Raw genomic sequence first — 25836 nt, forward strand, 5'->3', positions numbered from 1 at the left:
CCGAGGTGACGGCGTGGCCCGGGGCGCCGAAGCCGACCGCCGCTCGGGTACGGGGCTCCGTCGGGGCGGCCGTCCGTGGACACGCTGAGGAGTTCCGGGCACCAGCCCGTGGGCGCCGGCCCGGGGTCACACCACCCCGTCCGCCCGCAGCGCCTCGATGTCCTCCGGCGTGCGCCCCAAGCCGCGCAGGATCGGTTCCGTGTGTTCGCCCACCGCCGGCACCGGGCCCATGCGGGCGGGGATCCCGGCGAGGTCGGCGGGTGGCAGGAGCGCCTCCGCCGTGCCGCCCGGCACCCCGATCTCGCGCCACCGGCCGCGCGCCGCCAGCACCGGGTGGTCGAGGAACGCCGCGACGTCGTTCACCCCGGCGCAGGCGATGCCGATCGCCTCCAGATCCTTCAGCAGTTCCTCCGCGTCGTCGCGGGCGCACCGCTCCGCCACGATCGCGTTCAGCTCGTCCCGGTGCGCCACACGGTCCGAACCGGTCGCGAACCGAGGGTCGTCCGTCAGCTCGGGCCGGCCGAGGAACTCCCGGCACAGCGCGGCCCACTCGCGCTCGTTCTGGATGGAGAACAGCACCTCGCGCCCGTCCGCCGCCTCGAACGTGCCGTACGGGGCGATCGTCGCGTGCTGGGTGCCCAGCCGGGGCGGCTGGGTGCCGCCGTGGCGGGTGTAGTAGGCGGGCTGGCCCATCCACTCCGCCAGCGCCTCGAACAGGGACACCTCCACCGGGTGCACCTCGCCGGTGGTGGCGCGCGTGTAGAGGGCGGTGAGGACACCGCTGTACGCGTACATCCCGGCGGCGATGTCGGCCACGGAGATGCCCGTGCGGGCGGTCTCCCCGGGCGTGCCGGTGAGCGACACCAGACCCGTCTGGCACTGCACCAGCAGGTCGTACGCCTTGCGGTCGGCCCACGGCCCGGTCGTGCCCCAGCCGGAGATCGTGCAGGGGACGAGACGCGGATGGCGGCGGCCCAGCGCCTCCGCGTCGAGACCGAGCCGGCCGGCCGCGCCCGGCGCCAGGTTCTGCACGAACACGTCGGCGTCCGCCAGCAGTTCGTGCAGGATGTCCCGCCCGCGCGGATCCTTCAGGTCGAGGGTGAGGGACTCCTTCGAACGGTTGATCCACACGAAGTAGCTGGACGTGCCGTGCACGGTGGTGTCGTAGCGGCGGGCGAAGTCCCCCTCGCCCGGCCGCTCCACCTTGATCACCCGGGCTCCGAGGTCGGCCAGCTGCCGGGTGGCGTAGGGCGCGGCCACCGCCTGCTCCACGGTCACCACCGTCACCCCGGACAAGGGGAGTCTCCGCACGTCCACGCCTCCTGTCCGCACCCGGGTGCCCCGGTCGCCGGCCTCCCTCGGCCGGTACGCGATCACTACGCGATTAGTACGACCAGGGCGAACCGCCTGTCAACGCCTGCCCTCAACGCCCGCCCGGCGCCGGCACGTCGGCGGGGCGGCTGCGCGACATGATGCGCATGCCGCGCGCGTCCACCGCGCGGACCTGCAGTGAACCGCAGCCGCAGCGCGTCCACACCGTGCTGCCGGCCGCGGTGGCGTGCCGCGAGACGACCTGGAACGGCTCCGCGTGGTCCGGCCATCCGCAGTAGGGGCAGGCGGTGCCGGTCGTCCCCGTGGCGCCGGTCGTGCTGGTCATGGCGACTCCTTGGATTCTCAGGTGCATCACGTGACTCGTGTGCCTGTCGTCGTGCGCGACACCTCAAGAGTGCGCCGTCGATTATGTTCACGTCCAGGTTGACTTTGTGCATGCCACCGTGAAGCTTCGACTTCATGATTGACCTGCGCCGGCTCCACGTCCTGAGGGCGGTCGCCCACTACGGCACGGTCACCGCGGCCGCCCGAGCCCTGCACTTCACGCCCTCCGCCGCGTCCCAGCAGATCCGCCAACTGGCCCGCGACCTCGGCGTGGACCTGCTGGAGCCCCAGGGCCGCGGCGTTCGCCTCACCCCCGCCGCCGAGTCCCTGCTCGCGCACGCCGACGCCATCCAGGCCCGCTGGGACCAGGCGGAGCTGGATCTGCGCGCCGACCACGGCGACCCGGCCGGGGTGCTGCGGGTCACCGGGTTCCCGGTGGCCGTCTCTGTGCTGCTCGCGCCCATGGCCGCCCGGCTCGGCGCGCGGCATCCGCGGCTGTCGGTCCGCATCACCGAAGCAGCCGTTCCGGCCATCTTCGACCTGCTCTTCGAGGGCGCCGCCGATCTCGCCGTGGTGGAGTCCACCCCGCACAACCCGCCGATGAGCGACACGCGGTTCGACCAGCAGCCCTTGCTGGACGACCCGTTCGACCTGGTCGTGCCGGACGCCCACGCGCTGGCCGGCCGGGACCGCGTCGACCTGGCCGAGGCGGCGCACGAGCCGTGGATCGCCCCGGTGCCGGAGAGCCCGTGCCGGCTCCAGGTGATGGCCGCGTGCGGCGCGGCCGGCTTCGCGCCCGAGGTCGTCCACCACGCCGGCGACTGGAACGCCACGGCGCATCTCGTGGCCCATGGACTCGGCGTGGCCCTGATCCCGCGCCTGGCCCACGTCACCCCGCACCTGCCGATCACCCGCGTCCGCTGCACGGGCGACCCGCACCGCAGGCTGCTGACCGCCACCCGCACCGGCGGCCACGCCCGCCCGGCCGTCGCGGCGGCCCTCCGCGAGCTGCGCGAACTCGCCCCTACGGCGCTCGCCTGACGATCCGTCGGACAGCCCCTACCGGGCGCCCGTCTCCTTCCGCCCCGGCGCCCCGACCCGCAGCCCGTCCATGACGAGGTCGAACAGGCGGGCCGCCCGTGGCTGCCAGTCGCTCGTGGGGTCGAGCTGCCAGAGCCCGCCGAGGGCGAGGATCAGGTCGTCGGCGGACACGCCGGGGCGGATCACCCCGGCCTCCTCGCACGCCCTCAGCAGCCGGTCGGTCGCCTGCACGAGCGAGTCGTGGCCGGGTTTCGCCGGACCGTCCGGGGAACTGGTCGCCTGCCGGATCGCGTCCGCGAGACCCGCCTTGGTCATGCCGAACCGGGCCAGCCGGTCCATCCACTCCCGCAGCGCCCGGTCGGGCTCCCGCGTGCCCAGCAGCTGGTCCGCGCTCTCGGCGACCTGCCGCAGCTCGTGCCGGTAGATCTCCATGACCAGCGCCTCACGGCTGGGGAAGTTCCGGTAGAACGTGCCCTGTCCGACGCACGCCTTCTTGGCGATCACGCTCAGCGGGGTGTCCGCCGACCGGGTCAGCTCGGTGACCGCGACGGCCAGGATGCGCTCGCGGTTGCGCTGCGCGTCCGCCCGCTGAGGTGTCTCCGCGCCCCGGGACGCGTCCTTGTGCTCGCCCACCGGTCCTCCTTCCGGGCCGTGACCGAAACCCGTCCTTGATAAGCGGACAGCTGTCCACTACGTTCTCGGTAACGGACAGCTGTCCGCTTCCGGTCCATCGTATCGGCGGACCCGGGCGGCTCGGGACGGCCCTTCCGCATGCCCGAGCCGGCGCCGCGTCCGCACGACCGCGCACGGCACACCATCCCGCAGTCCGCACGCCCTGCACAGCACCGCGCCTCCACGTCCCGTCCTTTCCGATCCCGTGACTCCTGAGATACCCGTGAAAGAAGGCCGTCCATGACGCCCCCCACGTCGTCCAGCACCGTCACCCTGAACATCAACGGCGAGAAACACACGCTGACCGTCGACCACCGCACCACCCTGCTCGACGCCCTGCGCGACCGCCTCGACCTGACCGGCACCAAGAAGGGCTGCGACCACGGGCAGTGCGGCGCCTGCACCGTCCTCGTCGACGGCCGCCGCACCGTCTCCTGCCTCCAGCTGGCCGTCGCCTCCGAGGACCGTGAGATCACCACCGTGGAGGGCGTCGCGGAGGGGGACCGGCTGCACCCGGTGCAGCAGGCCTTCCTCGACCTCGACGGCTTCCAGTGCGGCTACTGCACGCCCGGCCAGATCTGTTCGGCCGTCGCCATGATCGAGGAGCACGCCGCCGGATGGCCCAGCGCCGTCACCGCGGACGTACGGCCCGAGGCAGGGCCGCCGCCCCTGACCACCGAGGAGATCAAGGAACGTATGAGCGGCAACCTCTGCCGTTGCGGAGCCTACGGCCAGATCGCGCGGGCGGTCGCCCGTGCTGCCGCCGAGGCGTCCGCCGAGAAGCTCACCGAGGAGACCGCCGTATGAGGGAGTTCGACTACCGGCACGCCGACGACGTCACCGGCGCGGTCGCCCTGCTGGACGCCGACCCGGACGCCCGCTACCTCGGCGGCGGCACCAACCTCGTCGACCTGATGAAGAACGGCGTCGAGACCCCCGCCCGGCTCGTCGACGTCCGTTCCCTCCCGCTCGACCGGATCGAGACCGCCGACGACGGCGCCGTACGCATCGGTGCGACCGTCACCAACAGCGACCTCGCCGCCCACCCGCTGATCCGTGAGCGCTACCCGGCGCTCACCCAGGCCGTGCTGGCCGGCGCCTCCGGGCAGCTCCGCAACATGGCCACCGTCGGCGGCAACCTGCTCCAGCGCACCCGCTGCGGCTACTTCACCGACATCACCCGGCCCTGCAACAAGCGCGAACCCGGCAGCGGCTGCCCGGCGATCGAGGGGGAGCATCACAACCACGCCATCCTCGGCGCGTCCGAGCACTGCGTGGCCGTCCACCCGTCCGACATGGGCGTCGCGCTCACCGCCTTCGACGCCGTCGTCTCCTGGCAGACCGCAGAGGGCGCCGGCGAGGCCCCGCTGGCCGACTTCTACCTGCCGGTCGGCGACACCCCGCACCGCGAGACCGTCCTGCCGCCCGGCGCGCTCATCACGCACGTCACCCTGCCGCCCGCCCGCGTCGCCGCCCGCTCGCGCTACCGCAAGGTCCGCGAACGCGCCTCGTACGCCTTCGCGATCGGCTCGGTCGCCGCCGCGCTGGAGATCGACGACGGCGTCATCTGCGACGCCCGCCTCGCCCTCGGCGCGGTCGCCTCCCGGCCCTGGCGGGCCCGCCTCGCCGAACGGATCCTCGTCGGCGCGCCCGCCTCCGCCGAGTACTTCGCCGCCGCGGCCGACGCCGAACTCGCGGCGGCCCGCCCCCTGCCCCACAACGGCTACAAGGTGGCCCTCCTGCGCAACCTCGTCGTGGCCGTGCTGACCGAACTCGCCGAGGAGACCACCCGATGACCGTCGCACCCCAACGCCCCGCCGTACCAGGCCTGGTCGGCACCGCGCACACCCGCGTCGAGGGCCGCGACAAGGTCACCGGCGCCGCACGCTACGGCGGTGACATCCCGTTCGCCGGGCTCGCCCACGGCATGCTCGTGCTGTCCACGGTGGCCCGTGGCCGGATCCGGTCGGTCGACACCGGCCCGGTGCTCGCCATGCCGGGCGTCCTCACCGTCCTCCACCACGGCAACGCCACCCGCCTGAACATCGATTACATCGGCATGCTGGGCATCCCGCCGGACCCGACCGCCGTCGTGTTCCAGCACGACCGCGTGCCGCACGCCGGCTGGCCCGTCGCCCTCGTCGTCGCCGAGACGCCCGAGCAGGCACGGGCGGCCGCCGACGCCCTCACCGTCACCTACGAGGCGGAGCCGCACGACGTCGCGCTCTCCGCGGACCGGCCGGACGCCTACCCGGCCGACGGGCACATGCCGGGCACCACCGAGAAGGGCGACCTGGAGGCCGAACTGGCCGCCTCCGCGCATGTGGTGGACGCGGAGTACACCACGCCCGAGGAGCACCACGCCATGATGGAGCCGCACGTGGCGACGGCGTGGTGGGACGGCGGCCGGCTCGACATGGTCGACTCCGACCAGGGCATCACCTGGGTCGCCGACGAACTGGCCCGGATGTTCTCCCTCGAGCCGTCCGCGGTGCGGGTCCGCTCCGAGCACGTCGGCGGCGGATTCGGCAGCAAGGGCGTCCGCGCGCCGCAGGTGGCCGCCGCGATGGCCGCCGCCGAACTGGGCCGCCCGGTGCGGGTGTCCCTGACCCGGCGCCAGATGTTCTCCGTCACCGGCTACCGCAGCCCCACCGTGCAGCGTGTCCGCCTGGGCGCCGGCTCCGACGGACGCCTGCGCGCCCTGGAGCACACCTCGCTCAACCAGACCTCCACGGTCCACGAGTTCGTCGAGCCGGGCGCGGGCGTGGCCCGCACGATGTACGACGCCACCGCCCACCGCACCGAGAACCGCGTCGTACGGCTGGACGTGCCGTCCCCCACGTGGATGCGGGCGCCCGGCGAGGCCCCGGGGTCGTTCGCGCTGGAGTGCGCCCTCGACGAACTGGCCGAGAAGTGCGGCCTCGACCCGATCGAACTGCGGCTGCGCAACGAGCCGGAGACCGGGCCGGTCAGCGGACTGCCGTTCGCCGGGCGCAACGTCGCCGCCTGCTTCCGCGAGGGCGCCCCGGGCGCCCGCCGCTTCGGCTGGGACGCCCGCGACGCGCGCCCCGGCGTGCGCCGCGACGGACGCTGGCTGATCGGCACCGGCACGGCCGCCGCGTCCTTCCCCGCGGGCACCCTGCCGTCCACGGCGGCGGTCACCGCGGAGGCCGACGGCACCTTCACCGTCCGGATCTCCGCCTCCGACATCGGCACCGGGGCGCGTACCGCGCTCACCCTGATCGCGGCCGACGCGCTGGCGGTGCCGTCGGAGCGGGTCCGCGTACACCTCGGCGACAGCGACTTCGGCCCGTCGGGCATCGCCGCGGGCTCCATGGGCACGCGCTCCTGGGGCTGGGCGGTCGCCGCGGCCGCCGAGGAACTGCGCGAACGCCTGCTGCCGGGCGTCGAGTTGCCGCCGGAGGGCATCACCGTACGGTCCGACACCACGCAGGCGATCGCCGCGCTCGCGGCCAAGGAGCGGCACACCTGGGGCGCCCAGTTCGCCGAGGTCGCCGTCGACGTCACCACGGGCGAGGTGCGGGTGCGGCGGATGCTCGGCGTCTTCGCCGCCGGACGCATCGTCAACCCGCTGACCGCCCGCAACCAGCTCGTCGGCGGCATGACCTGGGGCATCTCCATGGCCCTGCACGAGGAGGCGGTGCGCGACCCGGCCTCCGGCGCGCTCTACGGCGCCGACCTGGCCGGCTACCACGTCGCCACCCACGCCGACGTGCCCCCGGACGTCGAGGCAGTCTGGGTCGACGACCACGACCCCGACGACCCGGTCGGCATCAAGGGCATCGGCGAGGTCGGCATCGTGGGCGCGGCGGCCGCCGTCGCCAACGCGGTGTGGCACGCCACGGGGGTGCGCCACCGCGCCCTGCCGATCCGCCCGGACCGGGTGCTGCGGGCGGGAGGCGCGGATGCTTGACCTCGTCGACGACCTGCGGCGCTGGCTGGCGGAGGGCAGGGAGTTCGCCGTGGCCACCGTCGTCTCCGTGGGCGGCAGCGCGCCGCGCGGCCCCGGCGCCGCCCTCGCCGTCGACGGCGGCGGCACGGTGATCGGCTCGGTGTCCGGCGGCTGCGTCGAGGGCGCGGTGTACGACCTGTGCCAGGGGGCCCTCGCGGACGGGCGGGCCAGGACCCAGCGGTTCGGGTACAGCGACGAGGACGCCTTCGCGGTCGGCCTGACCTGCGGCGGCACCATCGAGGTGCTGGTCGTGCCGGTCGGCGCGGACAGCCTCGTCCGGCCGGTGCTCTGGGCCGCCCTGACGGATCTGCCCGGGGGCGGGCCGGGCGCGCTGGCGTGGGTGACGGACGGCCCGGCGGACCTGATGGGCCGGGCACTCCTGGTCCGCCCGGACGGCACGTACGAGGGCGGGCTCGGCGGCGCGGCGGAACTGGACCGCGCCGCTGCCGCCGCGGCCGGCGACCTGCTGGACGCGGGGAGCACGGGGACGGTGACGGTCGGGCCGGGCGCGGACGCGTACTGCGCCGGCCGTCCGACCCTCTTCGTGCAGTCCTCCGTGCCGCCGCCCCGGATGATCGTGTTCGGCGCGATCGACTTCGCGGCGGCCCTGGTACGGGTGGGGGCGTTCCTCGGCTACCACGTCACCGTGTGCGACGCGCGGCCCGTGTTCGCGACCCGGGCCCGCTTCCCGGAGGCGCACGAGGTCGTCGTCGACTGGCCGCACCGCTATCTGCGCACCACGCGCACCGACGCCCGCACGGTGCTGTGCGTGCTGACGCACGACGCCAAGTTCGACGTGCCGCTGCTGGAGGTGGCGCTGGAACTGCCGGTGGCGTACGTCGGCGCGATGGGCTCCCGCCGCACCCACACGGACCGCCTGCGCCGCCTGCGCGAGGCGGGCGTGGGGGAGCGGGCCCTGTCCCGCCTGCACTCCCCGATCGGCCTTGACCTGGGCGCCCGCACCCCGGAGGAGACGGCGCTCTCCATAGCGGCGGAGATCGTGGCGACACGGCACGGTGGCACGGGTGCGCCGCTGACGAGGACGACCGCGCCGATCCACCGGGAGGGCCGGGCGGCGTCGGCGGCGGCGTGAGCGATGGCCGGCCGCCCGCGTCACCGCGTACGGCGAAGGGGCCGGAAGCTGTGGCTTCCGGCCCCTTCGGGGGTGTGCGTCAGGCCGCGGCCTGCTCGCCGCCGGCCAGGGCGTGCAGGCGGTTGAGGACCTCCGCCAGCTGCTCGGCGACCTCGGCATCGTCCGCCGGGTGGGTCTCGGCGAAGCGGGTCATGGAGCCGGGGATGGCCAGCTTGACGTCCTCGACGACCTTGCCGCCGGCGATGCCCACGGCCTTGCGGGTCTCGTCCTGCGCCCAGACGCCGCCGTACTGGCCGAAGGCGGTGCCCGCCACGACGACCGGCTTGCCGCTGATGGCGCCGGCGCCGAACGGCCGGGACAGCCAGTCGATGGCGTTCTTCAGCACGGCCGGGATGGTGCCGTTGTACTCGGGGGTGAAGAGCAGCAGCGCGTCCGCGGCCGCGGCGGCCTCACGCAGCTGGGCGGCGGCGGCCGGCACGCCGCCCTCGACGTCGATGTCCTCGTTGTAGAACGGGATCTCCGCCAGCCCCTCGTGGAGCGCGATCTCGACGCCCTCGGGCGCGAGCTTCACGGCGGCCTCGGCCAGCTGACGGTTGTGCGAACCGGCGCGGAGGCTGCCGACGAGGGCGAGGATGCGAACAGACATGAGGAAACTCCAGGGGGTGGACTATGACCTGCGACACAATACGGACCGGGGTCCGCTTTGCAGTTGTAGCACTTTAACCGGACCACGGTCCAGTTTCATTCCCGATGCTTTACGCTGGCTTCATGTCCGCCGTGCCGCCCTCCGCACCGACCCCCCAGGAGCCCGTCGAGCCCCCGCAGCTGCTGCAGCTCGGTCTCGACGACGAGCCCTGCCTGCGCGCCGACGCCGCGCGCAACCGGGCCCGGCTGCTGGAGGCGGCCGCCGGTCTCGTCGCGGCGCGCGGCGCCGACGCCGTCACCATGGAGGAGGTCGCCGCCGCGGCCGGTGTCGGCAAGGGCACCGTCTTCCGCCGCTTCGGTGACCGTACCGGCCTGCTGATGGCCCTCCTCGACCGCAGCGAGAAGAAGCTCCAGGCCGCCTTCCTCAGCGGCCCCCCGCCGCTGGGCCCGGGCGCGCCCCCGGCCGAGCGGCTGCGCGCCTTCGGGTGTGCCGCCCTGCGCCGCACCGTGGAGGACCTGGAGCTCCAGCTCGCGGCCGAACCGGAGGCGGGCCGCCGCTTCACCGTCCCGCCCTACCGGGTGCGGCACCATCATGTCGCGATGCTGCTGCGTGAGGCCGTCCCGGACGCCGACTGCGACGTGCTCGCCCACACCCTGCTGGCCCAGCTCGACCCTGCCCTGGTCCACCACCTGAAGGACCAGTGCGGCATGCCGGCGCAGCGCCTCGAGGACGCCTGGACCGACCTCGTCGACCGGATCACCGGAACCACCGCCTGACCTGCCCCGGCACACCCGCCCGCATTCCTCAACTCCCCCGAATGAAGGGCGCGTTACGGCTTCTGCGAAGATGCCGTACGTCATGGTGCAGATACCGAACCCGCCCGCGCCCGCGACCCCCGCACCGACGCGCTCCGTGCCGACGAGCGCCGATGTGGCCCGCCTGGCCGGCGTCTCGCGCGCGACCGTCTCCTACGTGCTGAACAACGCCCGCGCCGTCCGGATCAGCGAGCCCACCCGCCGCCGCGTCCGCGAGGCCGCCCGCGAACTCGGGTACGTCCCGCACGCGGCCGCCCGCAGCCTGCGCGCCGGGCACAGCCGCATGGTCCTGATGCCCGCGCCGGCGTTCCCCGTGGGCCCGCTCTACAGCAGGTTCATCAACGAGCTGCAGGCCGCGCTGAGCCTGCTCGACTACACGGTCGTCCAGTACGGCACCGTCGGCGTCCACGACGACGAGGCCGCCCGCGCCTGGGCCGAGCTGCGCCCGGTCGCCGTCCTGGTGCCCGGTTCCGGGCTCGGCCCGCGCGGCGTCGAGGTGCTCAAGCGCTCCGGTGCACGGGCCGTCGTCACCCTGGGCCCCGAGACCGTGGAGGGCGCGCACGCGCTGCTCATGGACCACGACGTCGTCGGGTACAGCGCGGGCGCCCACCTGTTCGACACGGGGCGCCGCAGGATCGGCGTGGTCGTGCCGGGGGAGCGGGGCCTCGACACGTTCTCCGCGCCGCGGCTCGCGGGGGTACGGGCCGCGGTGCGCGGCACCGACGCCACGGTGACGGAGCTGCCGCTCGCCCACGACGAGGAGGCGGCGGCCTCGCTGGCCGCGCGGTGGCGGGACCTGGGGCTCGACGCGGTGTTCACGTACAACGACGAGTACGCGATGCTGCTGATGCGGGCGCTGCAGGACGAGGGGATCCGCATCCCCGAGGAGACGGCGGTGGTCGGCGCCGACGACCTGATGCTGGGGCGGCTGCTGCGGCCGCGGCTGAGCACGGTCCATCTGGAACTGCCCTCGGGGCAGGAGCTGGCCGACCTGGTCGACCGAGCGGTCCACGACCCGTCGGCGGCGCCGGAGGCGCACAAGGTGCTGGGGGCTACGGTGATCCGCCGAGAGTCGAGCTGACGCTCAGGGAAGGTCGCGGGCACGGGTGCCGACCACCCACCGCGACCGCCCGCCGCGATCGGCTGGGCTGCCGCAACGCGGGCGTCCGTCGCTCGCGCCGCCGCTGGTCGCGGGCAGCCGCTGCCGCTGGGGCGGCACGCCTGCCCGCGGCTGGGCGCGTGGTCGAACGTCCCGCCCGTCGCGGCCGGCCGGGGGATGTTGCGCCATCCGGCGTCAGCAGGTCGCCGCCCGCGGCCGGCCAGGGTGAAGGGGTGTCCGGACCCCGGTGTCGGCAGGTCGCCGCCCGCGGCCCGCGCAGGGCGCGAAGACCTCAGGCGCCCTGACCGCCGCCCTGCTGCGCCTGCTGCTCGGCGATCTGCTGCCGCACCTGGTCCATGTCCAGCTTGCGGGCCTGACCGATGACGTCCGTCAGCGCGGCCTCCGGCAGCGCGCCCGGCTGGGCGAACACCGCCACCTGGTCGCGGACGATCATCAGCGTGGGGATCGACTGGATGCCGAAGGCGGCGGCCAGCTCGGGCTGCGCCTCCGTGTCCACCTTGCCGAACACCAGGTCCGGGTTGTCCTCGGCCGCCTTCTCGTACACCGGTGCGAACTGCTTGCAGGGCCCGCACCACTCCGCCCAGAAGTCGATCAGCACGAACTCGTTCTCGGTGACCGTCTGGTCGAAGTTCTCCTTGGTGAGTTCGACGGTGGCGCTCATGATCTGGCCCTCTTCCTGCTGTCGGCTCGGGTGTCGGCACAACACGGCCGACCGGTCACATATTCCGCGCCCCTACCCATGTGGCCACCTGGCACACCACCCACCAGACTGACGCCATGACGGAAACGCAATCGACGCACACGGAAGCGACCGCCTACGACGTCGTGGTCATCGGCGCAGGGCCGGTCGGGGAGAACGTCGCCGACCGCACCCGCGCGGCCGGGCTCTCCACCGCGGTGGTGGAGAACGAACTGGTCGGCGGCGAGTGCTCCTACTGGGCCTGCATGCCCAGCAAGGCCCTGCTGCGCCCGGTCCTCGCCCAGGCCGACGCCCGACGCCTGCCAGGACTGAGCGCGTCCGTCCAGGGACCCCTGGACACCGCCGCCGTGCTCGCCCGCCGTGACTCCTTCACCTCCGGCTGGAAGGACGACGGCCAGGTCCAGTGGCTCGAGGGCACCGGCGCCGACCTCTACCGCGGCCGGGGACGCCTCAGCGGCCCGCGCACCGTCGCCGTCACCGGCCCCGACGGCCGCGAGAGCGTCCTCACCGCCCGGCACGCCGTCGCCGTCTGCACCGGCAGCCGCGCCCAGCTGCCCGACCTGCCCGGCCTGGACGAGGTCCACCCCTGGACCAGCCGCGAGGCCACCAGCGCCCGCTCCGCGCCCGGCCGGCTGGTCGTGGTGGGCGGCGGGGTCGTCGCCACCGAGATGGCCTGCGCCTGGCAGGCGCTCGGCTCGCGCGTCACCGTCCTGGTGCGCGGCGACGGCCTGCTCGGCCGTATGGAGCCCTTCGCGGGCGAGCTGGTCGCCGAGTCCCTCACCGAGGCCGGCGCCGACATCCGTACCAACACCTCCGTCAAGGCCGTGACCAGGGAGAACGGAACCGTCGTCGTCCTCACCGACAGCGGCGACCGGATCGAGGCCGACGAGATCCTCTTCGCCACCGGCCGCGCCCCCCGCACCGACGACATCGGCCTGGAGACGATCGGCCTGGAGCCCGGGTCGTGGCTGGACGTGGACGACAGCCTCCGGGTGACCGGCCACGACTGGCTGTACGCCGTCGGCGACGTCAACCACCGCGCCCTGCTCACCCACCAGGGCAAGTACCAGGCGCGCATCGCGGGCGCCGCCATCGTCACCCGGGCGGCGGGCGAACCGGTGCAGACGGAGAAGTGGGGCGCGCACACCGCCACCGCCGACCACGCGGCCGTCCCGCAGGTCGTCTTCACCGACCCGGAGGCCGCCTCCGCCGGCCTCACCCTCGCCGAGGCCGAGCGGGCCGGGCACCGGGTGCGGGCCGTGGACGTCGACCTGTCGTCGGTCGCGGGCGCGAGCCTGTACGGCGACGGCTACCGGGGCCGCGCCCGTATGGTCGTCGACCTCGAGGACGAGATCGTGCGCGGCGTCACCCTCGTCGGACCCGGCGTCGGCGAACTGATCCACGCGGCGACCGTCGCGGTGGCGGGACGCGTCCCGGTCGGCCGGCTGTGGCACGCCGTACCGTCGTACCCCACGATCAGCGAGGTGTGGCTGCGGCTGCTGGAGGCGTACCGCGACGCCTGACCGGGCGCCGGTCGGATAAGCCCCTGCCCGGGCGGGCGCCGGCTACGGCAGGTCGAAGCCCAGCGCCCGCGCCGCCTCCTCGGCCGTCGGCTGTCCCCAGTACCGGGCCGCCGCCGCGTTGCAGGACAGCGAGCGCAGCTCGGCCCGGTCCAGGTACAGCGTGCCGTCCAGGTGGTCGGTCTCGTGCTGCACGATCCGGGCGGGCCAGCCGGTGAACTCCTCGTCCAGCTCCCGCCCGTGCTCGTCCTGCCCGGTCAGCCGCACCGCCGCGTGCCGCGCCACCACCGCCTGGTAGCCGGGCACGCTCAGACACCCTTCGAAGAACGCGGCCCGCTCCGTGCCGACGGCCTCGTACGCCGGGTTCACCAGCACCCGGAACGGCTGCGGCTCCCGCCCGCGCGCGACCCGCACCTCCTCCGGCACCGGCGCCGGGTCCTCGATCACCGCGATCCGCAGCCCCACCCCCACCTGCGGCGCGGCAAGACCCACACCGGGCGCCGTGCGCATGGTGACGCGCAGCGCCTGCACGAACCGCGCCAGCAGCGCGTCGTCCAGCTGCCCGTCGTACGGCACGGTGCGGCGGCGCAGCACCGGATGCCCGGCGGCGACGATGGGCAACGGCCCCTCCTCTAGGAGAAGTTGCTCGACCCGCTCGGCCAACGGCACGCGATCGCTCGGAGTTTCCATCACGCCAGCATCGCATGACCTTCATCTTGTGTGCCCCAGGTCACGCGCCCCTCCCGGAACTCGGCGGCCTTCGCGCCCCGGTGACACGCACGGTGCCCGGCTCCCCGAAGGGGAACCGGGCACCAGCCGTCCGCGCGCGCTCAGATCTCGTCGAAGTCGCCGGCCAGCGCGGCCGCGAGCCGCATGTGCGGCTGCGCCTCGGCGTGCCGGCCCTGCCGCTGCAGGGTGCGGCCGAGCATCAGACGGGCGTAGTGCTCCACCGGGTCGCGGTCCAGGATGATCCGCAACTCGGCCTCCGCGCGGCGCAGCTGGGCCGAGTGGTAGTAGGCGCGGGCGAGCAGCAGACGCGGCCCGGTCTGCTCCGGCACCTCCTCGACCAGGCTGCCCAGGACCCGCGCGGCGGAGTAGTAGTCCTTGGCGTCGAAGAACATCCCCGCGCGCTCCCAGCGCTCGGCATGCGTTCCGTGGTCGTAGTACGTCGTGTTCACCCGGCACCTCCTTCGCGCCCGACAACCGGTCCGGACGCCCCGCTATTCCCCTCCCTACCCACCTCTGCGACCAGCGGCGCGGCCGGTGCGGGATGCATAGGCTGACCGCACCGACTGCCTCCGGAGGGACCGCGTGACGACCACCACCCCGCCGATCACCCTGGACGACGTCCGCTCCGCCGCCGCACGCCTGCGCGGCGTCGCCCACCGCACGCCCGTCCTGCGCTCCCGCACCCTGGACGCGCTCGTCGGCGCCGAGGTGCACCTCAAATGCGAGAACTTCCAGCGGGTCGGCGCCTTCAAGTTCCGCGGCGCCTACAACACCGTCTCCCGGCTCACCCGGGACCAGCTGGCGCGGGGCGTGGTCGCCTACTCCTCCGGCAACCACGCCCAGGCCGTCGCCCTCGCAGCCCGCGAACTGGGCACCACCGCCGTCGTCGTCATGCCGGAGGACGCCCCGCCGTCCAAGCGCGCCGCCACCGAGGGGTACGGCGCGACGGTCGTCTCCTACGACCGCTACACCGGCGACCGCGCGGCCATCGCCGAGTCACTCGCCGCCGAGCGGGGCCTCACCCTCGTACCGCCCTACGACCACCCCCACGTCATCGCGGGCCAGGGCACGGCGGCGCTCGAACTGCTCGAAGAGAGCGGCGAGTTGGACGCGCTGATCGCGCCGGTCGGGGGCGGGGGACTGATCGCCGGGAGCGCCACCGCCGTGAAGGGCCTGCACCCGGCGACCCGGGTGATCGGCGTCGAACCGGAGGCCGGGGACGACACCCGGCGCTCCCTGGAGGCCGGCCGCCGTGTCACCGTGCCCGTGCCCCGCACCATCGCCGACGGCCAGGCGGTCGCCACGCCCGGCGAGCTGATCTTCGCCGTGAACCGCCGCCTGCTGGACGGTGTCGTGCTGGTCGACGACGAGGCGATCAAGGAGGCGATGCGGTTCGCCTTCACCCGGCTGAAGATCGTCCTCGAACCGAGCGGGGCCACCCCGCTGGCCGCCCTGCTCACCGGCCGCGCGGGCCCGCTCCCGCCCCGCGTCGGCCTGATCCTCTCGGGCGGCAACGTCGACACGGAACGCTTCGCCCGCCTCTGCGCCCCCGGCGACCGAGCGGGCGCCCCTCACCCGGATGGCGGCCCCGGGTGGACGGGCGGACGATGAGGGGGTAGGGCCCGGCCCTCGCCGTACCGGGCCGTTCACCGGAAGGGAGCAGGGGCAATGCTCGAGGTGAAGACGCTGGACAAGCCCGACGAGCGGCGTGACTTCCCGAGGGGCCACCTCGAAGCCGTCCATCTGACGGGGCTGGACTTCGCGGTCGCCACGTTCGAGCCGGGATGGCGCTGGTCCGAGTCGGTCGGCCCGATCGCCGGCACGGAGTCGTGCGGCATCCACCACAACGGCTACGTGCTCCAGGGCCGTATGCACATCCGCATGGACGACGGCGCGGAGAGCGAGGTCGGCCCCGGCGACGTCTTCGTGTGCCCGCCGGGCCACGACGCGTGGGTCGTCGGCGACGAACAGGTCGTGGTGTACGACTTCGCGGGCGCCATGGCGAAGGAGTACGCGAAGGCGGACTAGGCGCCGGTCACCGGCCCTCCTGGCCGGTCAGTCGAGGTAGTGCGCGCGTCCCTCGTCGTCGAGGTCGACGGGCCCCGTGGGGAGGACGCAGAACTCGTTCCCCTCGGGGTCCGCCATGACCAGGAAGCCTCCGTCCTCGTACCCCTCGAGCCGCCGCCCGCCGAGCCCTTCGATCCGGCGCTGCGCGGCGGCCGGGTCGGGGGCGGCGATGTCGACGTGCATGCGGTTCTTGCCGGACTTGGGGGTGTCGGCACGCTGGAATCCCAGTACCAGGCCGTTCTCCCGGCGCAGCCACACATAGGGGCCCGTACGGCCCACGACGGGCCTGCCGAGCACCTCCGACCAGAACGCGGCGAGCCGCTCGGGGTCCGTCGCGTCGACGATGAGGGCGTTGAGCTGAGCTGAGGAATCGGCCATGCGCCGATCCTCTCCCGAGAGCCTGTCGGAAGTCTTGGCGTGGCCCGGAGACGCGGCTAGGGTCCGTTTACAACGTTGTGTGACTCTCACGTGCTCTCGTGGAGGATGCCGATGCCGGGCTCGCGCACCACCAACCGTTTACCGATCCGGACGTGGGCGCGAGCCGTGTGCGCCCTGGCGGCGGCGTGGGCCGCGGTCGTCGCCGCCCCCGCGGTGACCGCCGCCCAGCCCGTTTCCGCGCAGGCGCCCTCCGTGGCCGCGGACGCCGGAACGGACTATGTGGCGCTGGGCAGTTCGTTCGCCGCCGGCCCCGGCATCCCGCCCGTCCAGTCGAGCGACGGCGCCGACGCCTGTGCCCGCTCGGCCACCAACTACCCCAGCCTCGTGGCCCGCGAGATCGGCGCCGACCTGACGGATGTGTCGTGCAGCGGCGCCACGACCCAGCACGTGCTGAGGAACTACCAGGGCTCCCGTCCGCCGCAGGTCCAGGCCGTGACCCCGGACACGCGCCTCGTCACGGTCACGATCGGCGGCAACGACGTCAATTACCTGGGCAGCATCAACGCCTACTCCTGCCAGGCGAGCGGCGGCTCCAACTGCCCGGCCGTCGACCGCGAATCGATCGAGCGGACCTTCCCGGAACTACCCGGCCGCATCGGGGAGATCGTGCGCGCGGTCCACGCCGTGGCGCCCCAGGCCCGCGTGTACCTGGTCACCTACTTCACGTTGCTGCCGGACTCCGGCACATGCGCCGTCGCACCCCTGACCGACGAACAGGCCGCGTACGAACGGAGCATCGCCGCGCGCCTGGCCGCCGCCACCGCCGACGCGGCCGCGGCGACGGGCGCCACCCTGGTCGACCTGGCGGGCGCGAGCCGCGGGCACGACGCGTGCTCGGCGAACCCGTGGGTGGAGTCGTACCGTCCGGCGCAGGGCCGGTCCACCTACCACCCGAACGAGGCCGGCATGCGGGCGGCGGCCGACCTCGTGCACGCGGCCCTGGCCTCCGGCGGGGTGACGCGGACGGCCGCCTTCCGCTCCGGCATCCCCGGCAAGTGCGTCGACGTCCGTGCCGCCGCCACCGCCGACGGGACACCCGTCCAGCTCTACACCTGCAACGGCACAGCGGCCCAGCGCTGGACGTACGTCCCCGGCGAGGGAGGCACCCTGCGCGCGCTCGGCCGCTGCCTCGACGTGAGCGGCGGCGGAACCGCCAACGGCACCAAGGTCCAGCTCTGGCAGTGCAACGGCACCGGCGCCCAACGCTGGATCCCCGGCCCGGACTCGTCCCTGGTCAACCCCCGGTCGGGCCGCTGCCTGGACGACCCGGGCAGCTCCACGGCGGACGGCACGCAACTCCAGATCTGGGACTGCAACAGGACCGCCGCCCAGCGCTGGACGCCAACGACGGCGTAACCAGGACGGCCCGTGCCCAGGGGAGTTGGGAGTGACGCAGGACCTTGCCCCGGTGGCGGCGGAACCCGAGGACATGGCGGCGGACCACCGCGCCGCCGCCAAGGGGGTACAGCGACGATCCCGCCGAGCAGTCAGCCTCTCCGTTCTAGTCGGTCTGCGAACCCAGAGGGTGACATGCTGTCCGTGCACCGACACGTCGACGTTGTGCCGTGCGCCGTAGGCAGGGCCTCGGATCTCCAGTGGCCGGGGCACACGGGTCACGGTGCTCCGGTTCAGGAGGATCAGCGCGTCCGCGGTGAGCGCGGCATACCCCGGGCCCTGGCGGTACAGGGCCAGCACGGTCTCCTCGGCGCCCAGGGCACGCAGCAGGGCTTCCGCCTCGGCGACCGGGACCGGGGGGAACTGGCGGGCCGCGGCGGTCGCGGTCCGTGGGTCGGTGCGCAGCCGGCGCTGCGCGGGGGTGTCGGACATGGCGGGATGCTAGCCGATTGCCGGATTCCCCCGCTGGGGGTCACCTCTGTGACCTGCACCGTTGCCGACCGACTCCCTCACACCGGCAACAACCGCCCCACCAGCGCGTCCAGTTGCCGTACGTTCCTGCACTCCCGCATGTCCGCCAGTTCCGCGTACGCCGGGGCGGCGGAGTCGCCCGTGCCCCAGAGGGTGCGGGGTTCGGGGTTGAGCCAGTGGACGCGGCGGGCGCGGCGGGTGAGGTCCTGCAGGGCGGGGAGGTCGGGGTCGGCCATGTTGGTGCGGGCGTCGCCGAGGACGAACACCGTGGTGCGCGGGCCGACGGCGTCGGCGTACCGGTCGGTGAACTCGCCCAGCGCGGCGCCGTAGTCGCTGCTGTCGTGCCACGCCGTGAGCCGGGCCTCCGCGCGGATGCGGGCGTTCAGGCCCTCCGGGTCGGCGGCCCCGGGCACCAGCAGGCCGGTCACCTCGTCGACGCGGTTGACGAAGGCGAACACCCGCACCTTGGAGAACTGGTCGTGCAGCGCCTGCACCAGCAGCATCGTGAAGTCGGAGAACCCGGCGACCGAGCCCGACACGTCGCACAGCAGCACCAGTTCGGGCCGGGCGGGCCGGCGTCGCCGCAGGACGGGCTTCACCGGCACCCCGCCCGTCGACAGCGAGCCGCGCAGCGTTCTGCGCAGGTCGATGGTGCCGCGCGCGGCCCTGCGGCGGCGTGCCGCGAGCCGGGTGGCCAGCTTGCGGGCGAGCGGCTGGACCGTGCGGCGCATCCCGGCCGCCCCACCCCCCCCAGCCGGTCCTTGCCGGCGAGCAGGAAGTCGACCCGGTCGGCGGTCGGGGCGAGCGCGCGGCGGGCGATCTCGTCGCGGCCCCGGCGCTCCGCGGCCCGGCGGCGCGCCTCCGCGGTGACCAGCCGCCGGAACTCCTCGATACGGCGCCGGATCTCGTCCTCCAGCAGCCGGTCGGCGAAGTTCCCGGCCCCGTCCCGCCCGCGCACCTCGTCCCGCACCCGCGCCAGCAGCGTCTGCGGCCGCAGCCGGTCCAGCGTCTGGTACGACGACCAGCCGTCCGAGCCGGGCGAAGCCCCGTACCCGCCGAAGCCGTCGACCGCCTCCGCCGCCAGCCGGGCCAGCGCCGCGCTGTCGTTCGCGGCGAGCGCCTCCGCCAGCCGGGCGCGCAGCGCCTCCCGGTCGGCCTCGCCGCCGTCGCCGTCCGGCACCCCCACCCCGCGCGGGAAGTACAGGTCGAAGACCGCGTCGAACACCGGCCGTCCGCCGGCGCCGTGCAGCAGCGTCGCCGCCAGGCCCTCCCGGAGCAGTTCCCGCTCGGCGAGGCCCAGCGCCTCCACCGCGCGCGCCGCGTCCACGGTCTCCCCGGTGCCGATCCGCAGCCCGTGCCCGCGCAGCGCGTCGACCAGGCCGGTCAGCCGGGTCACCAGGTCCGTGTCCGCGAGGTCCGTGTCCGCGTCGGTGGTCACAGCGTGTCCAGGTCGAGCTTGGCCGCCGCCTTCTGGATGTCGTCCTGATGCTTGAGGACCACGCCCAGACTGTCCCGTACGACCGTCTCGTCGAGCGTGCCCGCACCGAGCGCCAGCAGGGTGCGCGCCCAGTCGACGGTCTCGGCGACCGACGGCGCCTTGCGCAGGTCCATCGCGCGCAGCGCCCCCACCACCCGTACCACGGACTCCGCCAGCGCCGCGTCCACGCCCGGCGCCTTCAGCCGGACGATCCGCCGCTCCAGCTCCGCGTCCGGGAACCCGATGTGCAGGAACAGACAGCGGCGGCGCAGCGCCTCGGACAGCTCCCGGGTCGCGTTGGAGGTGAGGACGGTGAACGGCCGGCGGGTCGCGGTCACCGTGCCCAGCTCGGGCACCGTCACCTGGAAGTCACCGAGCACCTCCAGCAGCAGCCCCTCGATCTCGACGTCCGCCTTGTCGGTCTCGTCGATCAGCAGCACCTTGGGGTCGTCCCCGCGGATCGCGGTGAGCAGCGGGCGGGGGAGGAGGAACTCCTCGCTGAAGATGTCCGTGCGGGCCTCGTCCCAGGTCTCGCCGCGGCCCGCGCTGATCCGCAGCAGCTGCTTGGCGTGGTTCCACTCGTACAGCGCGCGCGACTCGTCCACGCCCTCGTAGCACTGGAGCCGTACGAGTCGGGCGTCGCAGGCGCGGGCGACGGCCTTGGCCAGCTCGGTCTTGCCCACCCCGGCGGGGCCCTCGACCAGCAGCGGCTTGCCGAGCCGGGCGGCGAGGAAGACGGTGGTGGCGACCGCGGGGGAGGCCAGATAGCCGGTCTCTGCGAGGCGCGTGGAGACGTCGTCGACGGAAGTGAACAACTGCGGCCTCCGGCTGGGCGCGGGAACGACGGTGTCCGGGCATCGCGTGGATGCCCGGACGCCTATCTAAGCGCTTGCTCATCGCTGTGTCACGCGCTCGCCCGTCCGATGACGCGCCCGCACCGTCACGCCGCCACGCCCACCGCCCGCACCGCCGGCGTCCGCAGCACGCGCCGCGCCGTGAACAGGCTCGTCCCGACGGTCGCCGCCGCGCCGACCGCGGCCACGGCCGTCCAGACGCCCGCCAGCTGCCCCGGCAGCACCGCGTCGCTGCGGACCACGGTGAACGGCACGATCCCGGCCAGCGCCGCCAGCGTGCCGAACAGCAGCCCGGCGACCGTGAGGACCAGCCCCTCGACGCCCACCACACCCAGCACCTGACCGGGCGTCGCCCCGGCGAGACGCTGCTGCCCGAACTCCCGGCCCCGGTACGTGGTCGCCGCGTACAGGGAGTTGACCAGCATCACGCAGACGAACACCACGATGATGCCGACGACGGTGTAGTTGAGCGTCTCCAGGTTCTTGGCGTCGACCGACTTCACCAGCCCCGAGGCCGCGACCTCGTCGCTCTCCACCGCCTGCATGGTGAGCGTCGCCGTGGACACCGCCGTGAACAGGATCAGCGCCATCAGGATGCCGGACAGCTCACCGGCCCGCCGCCGCAGGTTCCGCACCGCGAGCCAGCCGCTCGCCCCGCCGAGCGTGAGCCGGCCGAGCACACCCGTGAGCAGACGCGGCGCCATCAGCGCGAACCCCACCGACAGCAGGATCGCGCCCTGGGCCGGGAACGCCATCAGCATCTCGTCCCTCGGGGAGAAGGCGAACGTGGACGACGCGGCCACCGCACCGGCCGTCAGCGCCGCCCACGCGAACACCGGCCGCCGCCGCACGGTGCGCCGCCGCCCCCGCGTGACCCGCCGCAGCGCGAGCAGCGCCGCGCCCGCCGAGGCGGCCGGGGTGACGAAGACGCCGGACGACAGCGCCACCGTCCCGAAGGAGTGGTCCACGGACGCGGCGACCTGCCCCGTGTCCTGGAACAGCTCCACCAGCAGCCGCCCGCCCAGCACGGCCGGCAGCACCGCAGCGGCCGTACCCACCAGGGCCACCGCGAGGGCCTCGCCCACCACCATCCGCCGGAGCTGCCCGGGCGTCGCCCCCGAGCAGCGCAGCAGCTCCAGCTCGGCCGCCCGCTGCCGCACGTTCACCGTCAGCGCGGACGCGACCGCGAAGAACACCAGCAGCGTGCCGTACCCGCCGACCACCCCGGCCGCCGTCCGCAGCGTCTCGGAGCTGACCGCGTCGACGCCGGGCGCGCCGGCCGTGTCGTGCAACGAGTTGAACGCCATGACGATCGCCGCGCCCAGGAAGGCGGACAGCAGCGTCGCGAGGAACCGTCCGGGCCGCTGCCGGACCGACCGCAGAGCCAGTACGAGCATCGCTCACACCCCCACCGGCGCGTCGTCACCCAGGTGCGCAAGACGCTCCGCCACCGCGTCCGCGGTCGGCGCGTCCATCCGCCCGGCCAGCCTGCCGTCCGCGAGGAACAGCACACTGTCCGCCCAGGAGGCGGCGACCGGGTCGTGCGTCACCATCACCACGGTCCGCCGGTGCACCCGCACCGCCTCCCGCAGCAGCGCCAGCACGTCCCGCGCGCTGCGCGTGTCCAGCGCCCCCGTCGGCTCGTCCGCGAAGATCACCCGCGGTTCGGCGACCAGCGCCCGCGCGATCGCCACCCGCTGCCGCTGACCGCCGGACAGCTGGTCAGGGCGGTGCCCCAGCCGGTCGCCGAGCCCTACCGCCGTGAGGATCTCCGTCGCCCGCCGCCGGTCCACCCGACGGCCCGCCAGCTTCAGCGGCAGCACGGTGTTCTGCGCCACCGTCAGCGTCTCCAGCAGGTTGTACTGCTGGAACACGAACCCGACCCGCCCGCGCCGGAACCTCGTCAGCTCCGCCTCACCGGCGCCCGTCAGCTCCGTCCCGTCGACCCGTACGATCCCCGCGTCCGGCCGCTCCAGACCCGCCGCGCACTGCAGCAGCGTCGACTTGCCGGAGCCGGACGGCCCCATCACCGCCGTGAACGTGCCCCGCGCCAGGCCCAGCGTCACCCCCTCGAGCGCGGTCACGGCGTTCTCCGCCGTGCCGTACGACTTGGTGACCTTGACCAGGCGCAGCGCCTCGGCGGCCGGTTCCGTGCGCGGGTCGTGCCGCGCCCTGTTGCGCACCATCGTCATCTCCTCCGTCGGGCACTCCCTGCGCCCTGGTCACGACGCTACGGAGGAGAGGAGCGGTCCACACGGGGCGCAGTGCCCGTCCCGGGGTGTACGCAGCGACACCCCTCGGGCGGTGGTTCACCGGACCAGGACGACCTCCAGGGTGCGCGGCCCGTGCACGCCCTCCACCCGGTCCAGCTCGATGTCACTGGTCGCGGAGGGGCCGGAGATCCACGTCAACGGGCGTGCGGGGTCGAGGCGTCCGAGGGCCTGCGGGACGGACGCCACCACCTGATCAGGGACGCGCACCACGCAGATGTGGTGGTCGGGGACCAGGCTGATCCGGCGGCGGCCCTGGCCGGGAGAGCCGTCGAGGACGATCGTGCCGGTCTCGGCGATGGCCACGGCGCAGGCGGTGACGACGCTGTCGACCTGGTCCAGCTCGAGCGGGGTGCTGCCCGCCTCGTCCCGCACCCGCGTCACCTCGGCCGCCGCGAGCCAGCCCTCGTCCAGGCCGGGCGGCACCAGTACGCTCGACGCGCCCCGCGCTGACAGGAGTTCCGCGACGACGCCCGGCAGCGAGCCGGCGTCGGTCCGGTGCACGACCGCCCGGTAGTCCGCCAGATTCTCCGCCAGCAGTTCCACCGTCTCCTCGACGGTCCGCTCCCCGTGCTCGCGCAGATAGTCCCGCTCGACCGGTACGTCCTCACCCGGCGGCACGTCTGCCAGGGCCCGCCGCACCCGGCCCAGGATCCGCTCCCTGCTGCTCACTTCGCACCGTCCTTCCCGCCGCGCGTCCGCTGCCACCAGTCCCGGAACGGTTCCGCCGGCACCGGCGGCAGGTCACGCGTCCCGCTCCACGCCCGGCCGGGCCCCGGCAGCGTGCGCGGATGCAGCCGCCGCGTGCGCGAGGCGAGCCGCTGACCGGTGCGCAGGGCGCCGGGCCGGGTGAGCGCCCAGCGGGCCGCCCGCATCGCCGCCCGCTCGGCCGCGTGCCCCCTCGCCGGACGCAGCCGCACCTTGTTGCCCTCACGGACGGCCTCGCCGCCCTCCACCACCCGCTCCCGCAGATGCACCAGCACCTCGGGGATGTCGATGGCGACCGGGCACACCTCGTAGCAGGCCCCGCACAGCGACGAGGCGTACGGCAGCGACGCGTCGATCTCGCTTGCCGTGCCGCGGAGTTGAGGGCTGAGGATGGCGCCGATCGGACCCGGGTACACCGACCCGTACGCGTGCCCGCCGGCCCGCTCGTACACCGGACAGACGTTCAGGCAGGCGGAGCAGCGGATGCAGCGCAGCGCCTGCCGGCCCACCTCGTCGGCGAGGGTGTCGGTGCGTCCGTTGTCCAGCAGCACCAGATGGAAATCGCGCGGCCCGTCCCCGTCCGTGGTGCCGGTCCACATCGACGTGTACGGGTTCATCCGCTCGGCGGTGGAGGAGCGGGGGAGGGTCTGCAGGAACACCTCCAGGTCCTGCCAGGTCGGCACGATCTTCTCGATGCCCACCACCGAGATCAGCGTCTCCGGCAGGGTCAGGCACATCCGCCCGTTGCCCTCGGACTCCACGACGACGAGTGTGCCGGTCTCGGCGACCATGAAGTTGGCTCCGGAGATGCCGACCTTGGCGCGCAGGAACTTCTCCCGCAGATGCAGCCGCGCCGCCTCCGCGAGGTCGGCGGGCGTGTCCGTGAGCCCCTCGGGCGCGGGGCGGCCCCACTCGCCCATCTCGCGGGTGAAGATGTCGCGGATCTCCCCGCGGTTGCGGTGGATCGCCGGGACGAGGATGTGCGACGGCCGGTCCTTGCCCAACTGCACGATCAGCTCGGCCAGATCGGTCTCGTAGGCGTGGATGCCCTGCGCCTCCAGCGCCTCGTTGAGCGCGATCTCCTGCGTGGCCATCGACTTGACCTTGACGACCTCCGTCTCACCGGTCGCCTTCACCAGCTCCGCGACGATCCGGTTCGCCTCGTCGGCGTCGGCGGCCCAGTGGACGACACCGCCCGCCGCCGTCACCGACTCCTCCAACTGCACCAGATAGCGGTCGAGATGACGCAGCGTGCGGTCCTTGATCCGCTTCCCGGCCTGCCGCAGCCGCTCCCAGTCGTCCAGTTCGGCCACCGCACGCGCCCGCTTGGCGCGGATGGTGTGTGTGGCGTGCCGCAGATTGCCCCGCAGGGTGGTGTCGCGCACGGCCTCCCGGGCCGCCGCCGGGAAAGCGGGCATACCGACGAACGTTCCGCTCATACGGCCGGGTCCTCCTCCGTGCTCGCCAGGATCTCCGCGATGTGCACCGGCCGCATGCCGGTCCCGAGCCGCGACATCGTGCCGCCGATGTGCATCAGACAGGAGTTGTCCGCCGCGCACAGCACCTCCGCGCCCGTCGACTCGGCGTTGCGCACCTTGTCCGTGCCCATCGCCGCCGACACGTCGGCGTTCTTCAGCGCGAACGTGCCGCCGAACCCGCAGCACTCCTCCGCGCCCGGCAACTCCGCCAGCTCCAGCCCTTTCACGGCGCGCAGCAGCCGCAGCGGCCGCTCGCCCAGCCCGAGCGAGCGCAGTCCGTGACAGGTCGGGTGGTACGTCACCCGGTGCGGGTAGTACGCCCCGACGTCCGTCACCTCCAGCACGTCCACCAGGAACTCGGTGAGCTCGTACGTCTTCGGCACCACCGGCGCCAGCACCGTCGCGAGACCGTCCCCCCGCCCCTTTGACCGGGCCCGCTCACCCATGCGCGGGTACAGCTCCCGCACCATCGCCCCGCACGACCCGGATGGCGTCACGACCGCGTCGTAGTCACGGAAGACGTCGGCGAAGTGACGGGCCATCGGCTCCGCCTCGTGCCGGTAGCCGGTGTTGTAGTGGGCCTGGCCGCAGCAGGTCTGCGCCTCGGGGAAGTCGACGTCGACGCCCAGCCGGGTGAGCAGCTTCACCACGGCACGGCCGGTGTCCGGATAAAGCGTGTCGTTGACGCAGGTCAGGAACAGGGCGACACGCAT

25 protein-coding genes and 1 pseudogene are annotated in these 25836 nt (G+C 74.1%); 11 read left to right on the plus strand and 15 right to left on the minus strand.

The window, feature by feature from the left end:
* Nucleotides 1-126: 126 nt before the first annotated feature.
* Together AY578_RS30485 and AY578_RS30490 are read right to left on the minus strand one after the other, a co-directional pair.
* Nucleotides 127-1317 (minus strand): CaiB/BaiF CoA transferase family protein, encoded by a 1191-nt coding sequence (locus tag AY578_RS30485; RefSeq protein WP_136237563.1) that lies wholly within the window; start codon nt 1315-1317, stop codon nt 127-129.
* Nucleotides 1318-1423: 106 nt separating this feature from the next.
* Entirely contained in the window at nt 1424-1657 is a 234-nt protein-coding gene (locus AY578_RS30490) for a hypothetical protein (RefSeq protein ID WP_019521329.1), read from the minus strand.
* A gap of 134 nt (nt 1658-1791) precedes the next feature.
* Here AY578_RS30490 and AY578_RS30495 point away from each other — a divergent pair, with 134 nt between their 5' ends.
* On the plus strand, nt 1792-2697 hold the full coding sequence (locus AY578_RS30495) for a LysR family transcriptional regulator (protein WP_019521328.1): 906 nt from the start codon (nt 1792-1794) through the stop codon (nt 2695-2697).
* An 18-nt stretch (nt 2698-2715) separates the two neighbouring features.
* Here the strand turns inward: AY578_RS30495 and AY578_RS30500 are convergent, their stop codons facing one another.
* Nucleotides 2716-3330, minus strand: a complete 615-nt coding sequence (locus AY578_RS30500; RefSeq protein WP_136237562.1) for a TetR/AcrR family transcriptional regulator — start codon at nt 3328-3330, stop codon at nt 2716-2718.
* A 279-nt stretch (nt 3331-3609) separates the two neighbouring features.
* On the opposite strand from AY578_RS30500, the gene AY578_RS30505 reads away from it, so the two are divergent.
* The 4 genes from AY578_RS30505 to AY578_RS30520 are packed head-to-tail and all read left to right on the plus strand — an operon-like array spanning nt 3610 to nt 8435.
* Nucleotides 3610-4176: a 2Fe-2S iron-sulfur cluster-binding protein gene (locus AY578_RS30505; protein ID WP_161231675.1), complete on the plus strand. Its 567-nt coding sequence runs from the start codon at nt 3610-3612 to the stop codon at nt 4174-4176.
* Nucleotides 4173-5165 carry an FAD binding domain-containing protein gene (locus AY578_RS30510; protein WP_161231674.1) on the plus strand — a complete coding sequence of 331 codons (993 nt, stop codon included), beginning with the start codon at nt 4173-4175 and terminating at the stop codon, nt 5163-5165. Before AY578_RS30505 ends, AY578_RS30510 begins: the two co-directional genes overlap by 4 nt.
* Complete coding sequence (locus tag AY578_RS30515; protein WP_258906485.1) at nt 5162-7303, plus strand: xanthine dehydrogenase family protein molybdopterin-binding subunit; 2142 nt, start codon at nt 5162-5164, stop codon at nt 7301-7303. Before AY578_RS30510 ends, AY578_RS30515 begins: the two co-directional genes overlap by 4 nt.
* Complete coding sequence (locus AY578_RS30520; RefSeq protein WP_215048432.1) at nt 7296-8435, plus strand: XdhC family protein; 1140 nt, start codon at nt 7296-7298, stop codon at nt 8433-8435. Before AY578_RS30515 ends, AY578_RS30520 begins: the two co-directional genes overlap by 8 nt.
* Nucleotides 8436-8514: 79 nt before the next feature.
* Here AY578_RS30520 and AY578_RS30525 read toward each other — a convergent pair whose 3' ends face one another.
* The gene (locus AY578_RS30525; RefSeq protein WP_019521322.1) at nt 8515-9081 is read right to left on the minus strand and encodes an NAD(P)H-dependent oxidoreductase; all 567 of its coding nucleotides are present in this window, start codon (nt 9079-9081) and stop codon (nt 8515-8517) included.
* A 122-nt stretch (nt 9082-9203) separates the two neighbouring features.
* On the opposite strand from AY578_RS30525, the gene AY578_RS30530 reads away from it, so the two are divergent.
* Nucleotides 9204-9857, plus strand: coding sequence for a TetR/AcrR family transcriptional regulator (locus tag AY578_RS30530; RefSeq protein WP_028959038.1), 654 nt, complete (start codon nt 9204-9206; stop codon nt 9855-9857).
* An 82-nt stretch (nt 9858-9939) separates the two neighbouring features.
* The gene (locus AY578_RS30535) at nt 9940-10977 is read left to right on the plus strand and encodes a LacI family DNA-binding transcriptional regulator (protein WP_028959037.1); all 1038 of its coding nucleotides are present in this window, start codon (nt 9940-9942) and stop codon (nt 10975-10977) included.
* A 310-nt stretch (nt 10978-11287) separates the two neighbouring features.
* Here the strand turns inward: AY578_RS30535 and trxA are convergent, their stop codons facing one another.
* Complete coding sequence (gene trxA / locus AY578_RS30540) at nt 11288-11680, minus strand: thioredoxin (RefSeq protein WP_475360443.1); 393 nt, start codon at nt 11678-11680, stop codon at nt 11288-11290.
* 113 nt (nt 11681-11793) lie between these two features.
* On the opposite strand from trxA, the gene AY578_RS30545 reads away from it, so the two are divergent.
* Entirely contained in the window at nt 11794-13239 is a 1446-nt protein-coding gene (locus tag AY578_RS30545; protein WP_026243290.1) for a dihydrolipoyl dehydrogenase family protein, read from the plus strand.
* 42 nt (nt 13240-13281) lie between these two features.
* On the opposite strand, the gene AY578_RS30550 is transcribed toward AY578_RS30545, so the two are convergent.
* Complete coding sequence (locus tag AY578_RS30550; RefSeq protein WP_028959036.1) at nt 13282-13926, minus strand: peptide deformylase; 645 nt, start codon at nt 13924-13926, stop codon at nt 13282-13284.
* A 140-nt stretch (nt 13927-14066) separates the two neighbouring features.
* A complete protein-coding gene (locus AY578_RS30555; RefSeq protein ID WP_019521316.1) occupies nt 14067-14414 on the minus strand; it encodes a tetratricopeptide repeat protein in 348 nt (115 codons plus the stop codon).
* Nucleotides 14415-14547: 133 nt separating this feature from the next.
* Here AY578_RS30555 and AY578_RS30560 point away from each other — a divergent pair, with 133 nt between their 5' ends.
* Complete coding sequence (locus AY578_RS30560; RefSeq protein WP_258906488.1) at nt 14548-15576, plus strand: threonine/serine dehydratase family protein; 1029 nt, start codon at nt 14548-14550, stop codon at nt 15574-15576.
* A 57-nt stretch (nt 15577-15633) separates the two neighbouring features.
* The gene (locus AY578_RS30565) at nt 15634-15993 is read left to right on the plus strand and encodes a cupin domain-containing protein (RefSeq protein WP_028959035.1); all 360 of its coding nucleotides are present in this window, start codon (nt 15634-15636) and stop codon (nt 15991-15993) included.
* 27 nt (nt 15994-16020) lie between these two features.
* Here AY578_RS30565 and AY578_RS30570 read toward each other — a convergent pair whose 3' ends face one another.
* On the minus strand, nt 16021-16410 hold the full coding sequence (locus AY578_RS30570; protein ID WP_019521313.1) for a VOC family protein: 390 nt from the start codon (nt 16408-16410) through the stop codon (nt 16021-16023).
* A gap of 111 nt (nt 16411-16521) precedes the next feature.
* Here AY578_RS30570 and AY578_RS30575 point away from each other — a divergent pair, with 111 nt between their 5' ends.
* Nucleotides 16522-17826 carry a ricin-type beta-trefoil lectin domain protein gene (locus tag AY578_RS30575; RefSeq protein WP_052183220.1) on the plus strand — a complete coding sequence of 435 codons (1305 nt, stop codon included), beginning with the start codon at nt 16522-16524 and terminating at the stop codon, nt 17824-17826.
* 548 nt (nt 17827-18374) lie between these two features.
* On the opposite strand, the pseudogene AY578_RS30580 reads toward AY578_RS30575, so the two are convergent.
* The 7 genes and pseudogenes from AY578_RS30580 to AY578_RS30610 form a co-directional block, all read right to left on the minus strand.
* A pseudogene (locus tag AY578_RS30580) lies at nt 18375-19774 on the minus strand (vWA domain-containing protein).
* The gene (locus AY578_RS30585) at nt 19771-20628 is read right to left on the minus strand and encodes an AAA family ATPase (protein ID WP_161232685.1); all 858 of its coding nucleotides are present in this window, start codon (nt 20626-20628) and stop codon (nt 19771-19773) included. Before AY578_RS30585 ends, AY578_RS30580 begins: the two are co-directional and overlap by 4 nt.
* Before the next feature lie 125 nt (nt 20629-20753).
* Nucleotides 20754-22064, minus strand: coding sequence for an FtsX-like permease family protein (locus tag AY578_RS30590; protein ID WP_215048435.1), 1311 nt, complete (start codon nt 22062-22064; stop codon nt 20754-20756).
* A 3-nt stretch (nt 22065-22067) separates the two neighbouring features.
* Entirely contained in the window at nt 22068-22859 is a 792-nt protein-coding gene (locus AY578_RS30595) for an ABC transporter ATP-binding protein (protein WP_019521308.1), read from the minus strand.
* A gap of 117 nt (nt 22860-22976) precedes the next feature.
* The gene (locus AY578_RS30600) at nt 22977-23609 is read right to left on the minus strand and encodes a LutC/YkgG family protein (protein ID WP_019521307.1); all 633 of its coding nucleotides are present in this window, start codon (nt 23607-23609) and stop codon (nt 22977-22979) included.
* Nucleotides 23606-25084 (minus strand): LutB/LldF family L-lactate oxidation iron-sulfur protein, encoded by a 1479-nt coding sequence (locus tag AY578_RS30605; protein WP_028959030.1) that lies wholly within the window; start codon nt 25082-25084, stop codon nt 23606-23608. Before AY578_RS30605 ends, AY578_RS30600 begins: the two co-directional genes overlap by 4 nt.
* Entirely contained in the window at nt 25081-25836 is a 756-nt protein-coding gene (locus tag AY578_RS30610; RefSeq protein ID WP_161108713.1) for a (Fe-S)-binding protein, read from the minus strand. Before AY578_RS30610 ends, AY578_RS30605 begins: the two co-directional genes overlap by 4 nt.

Source organism: Streptomyces thermocarboxydus (assembly GCF_024760485.1).
GTDB lineage: Bacteria > Actinomycetota > Actinomycetes > Streptomycetales > Streptomycetaceae > Streptomyces > Streptomyces cellulosae.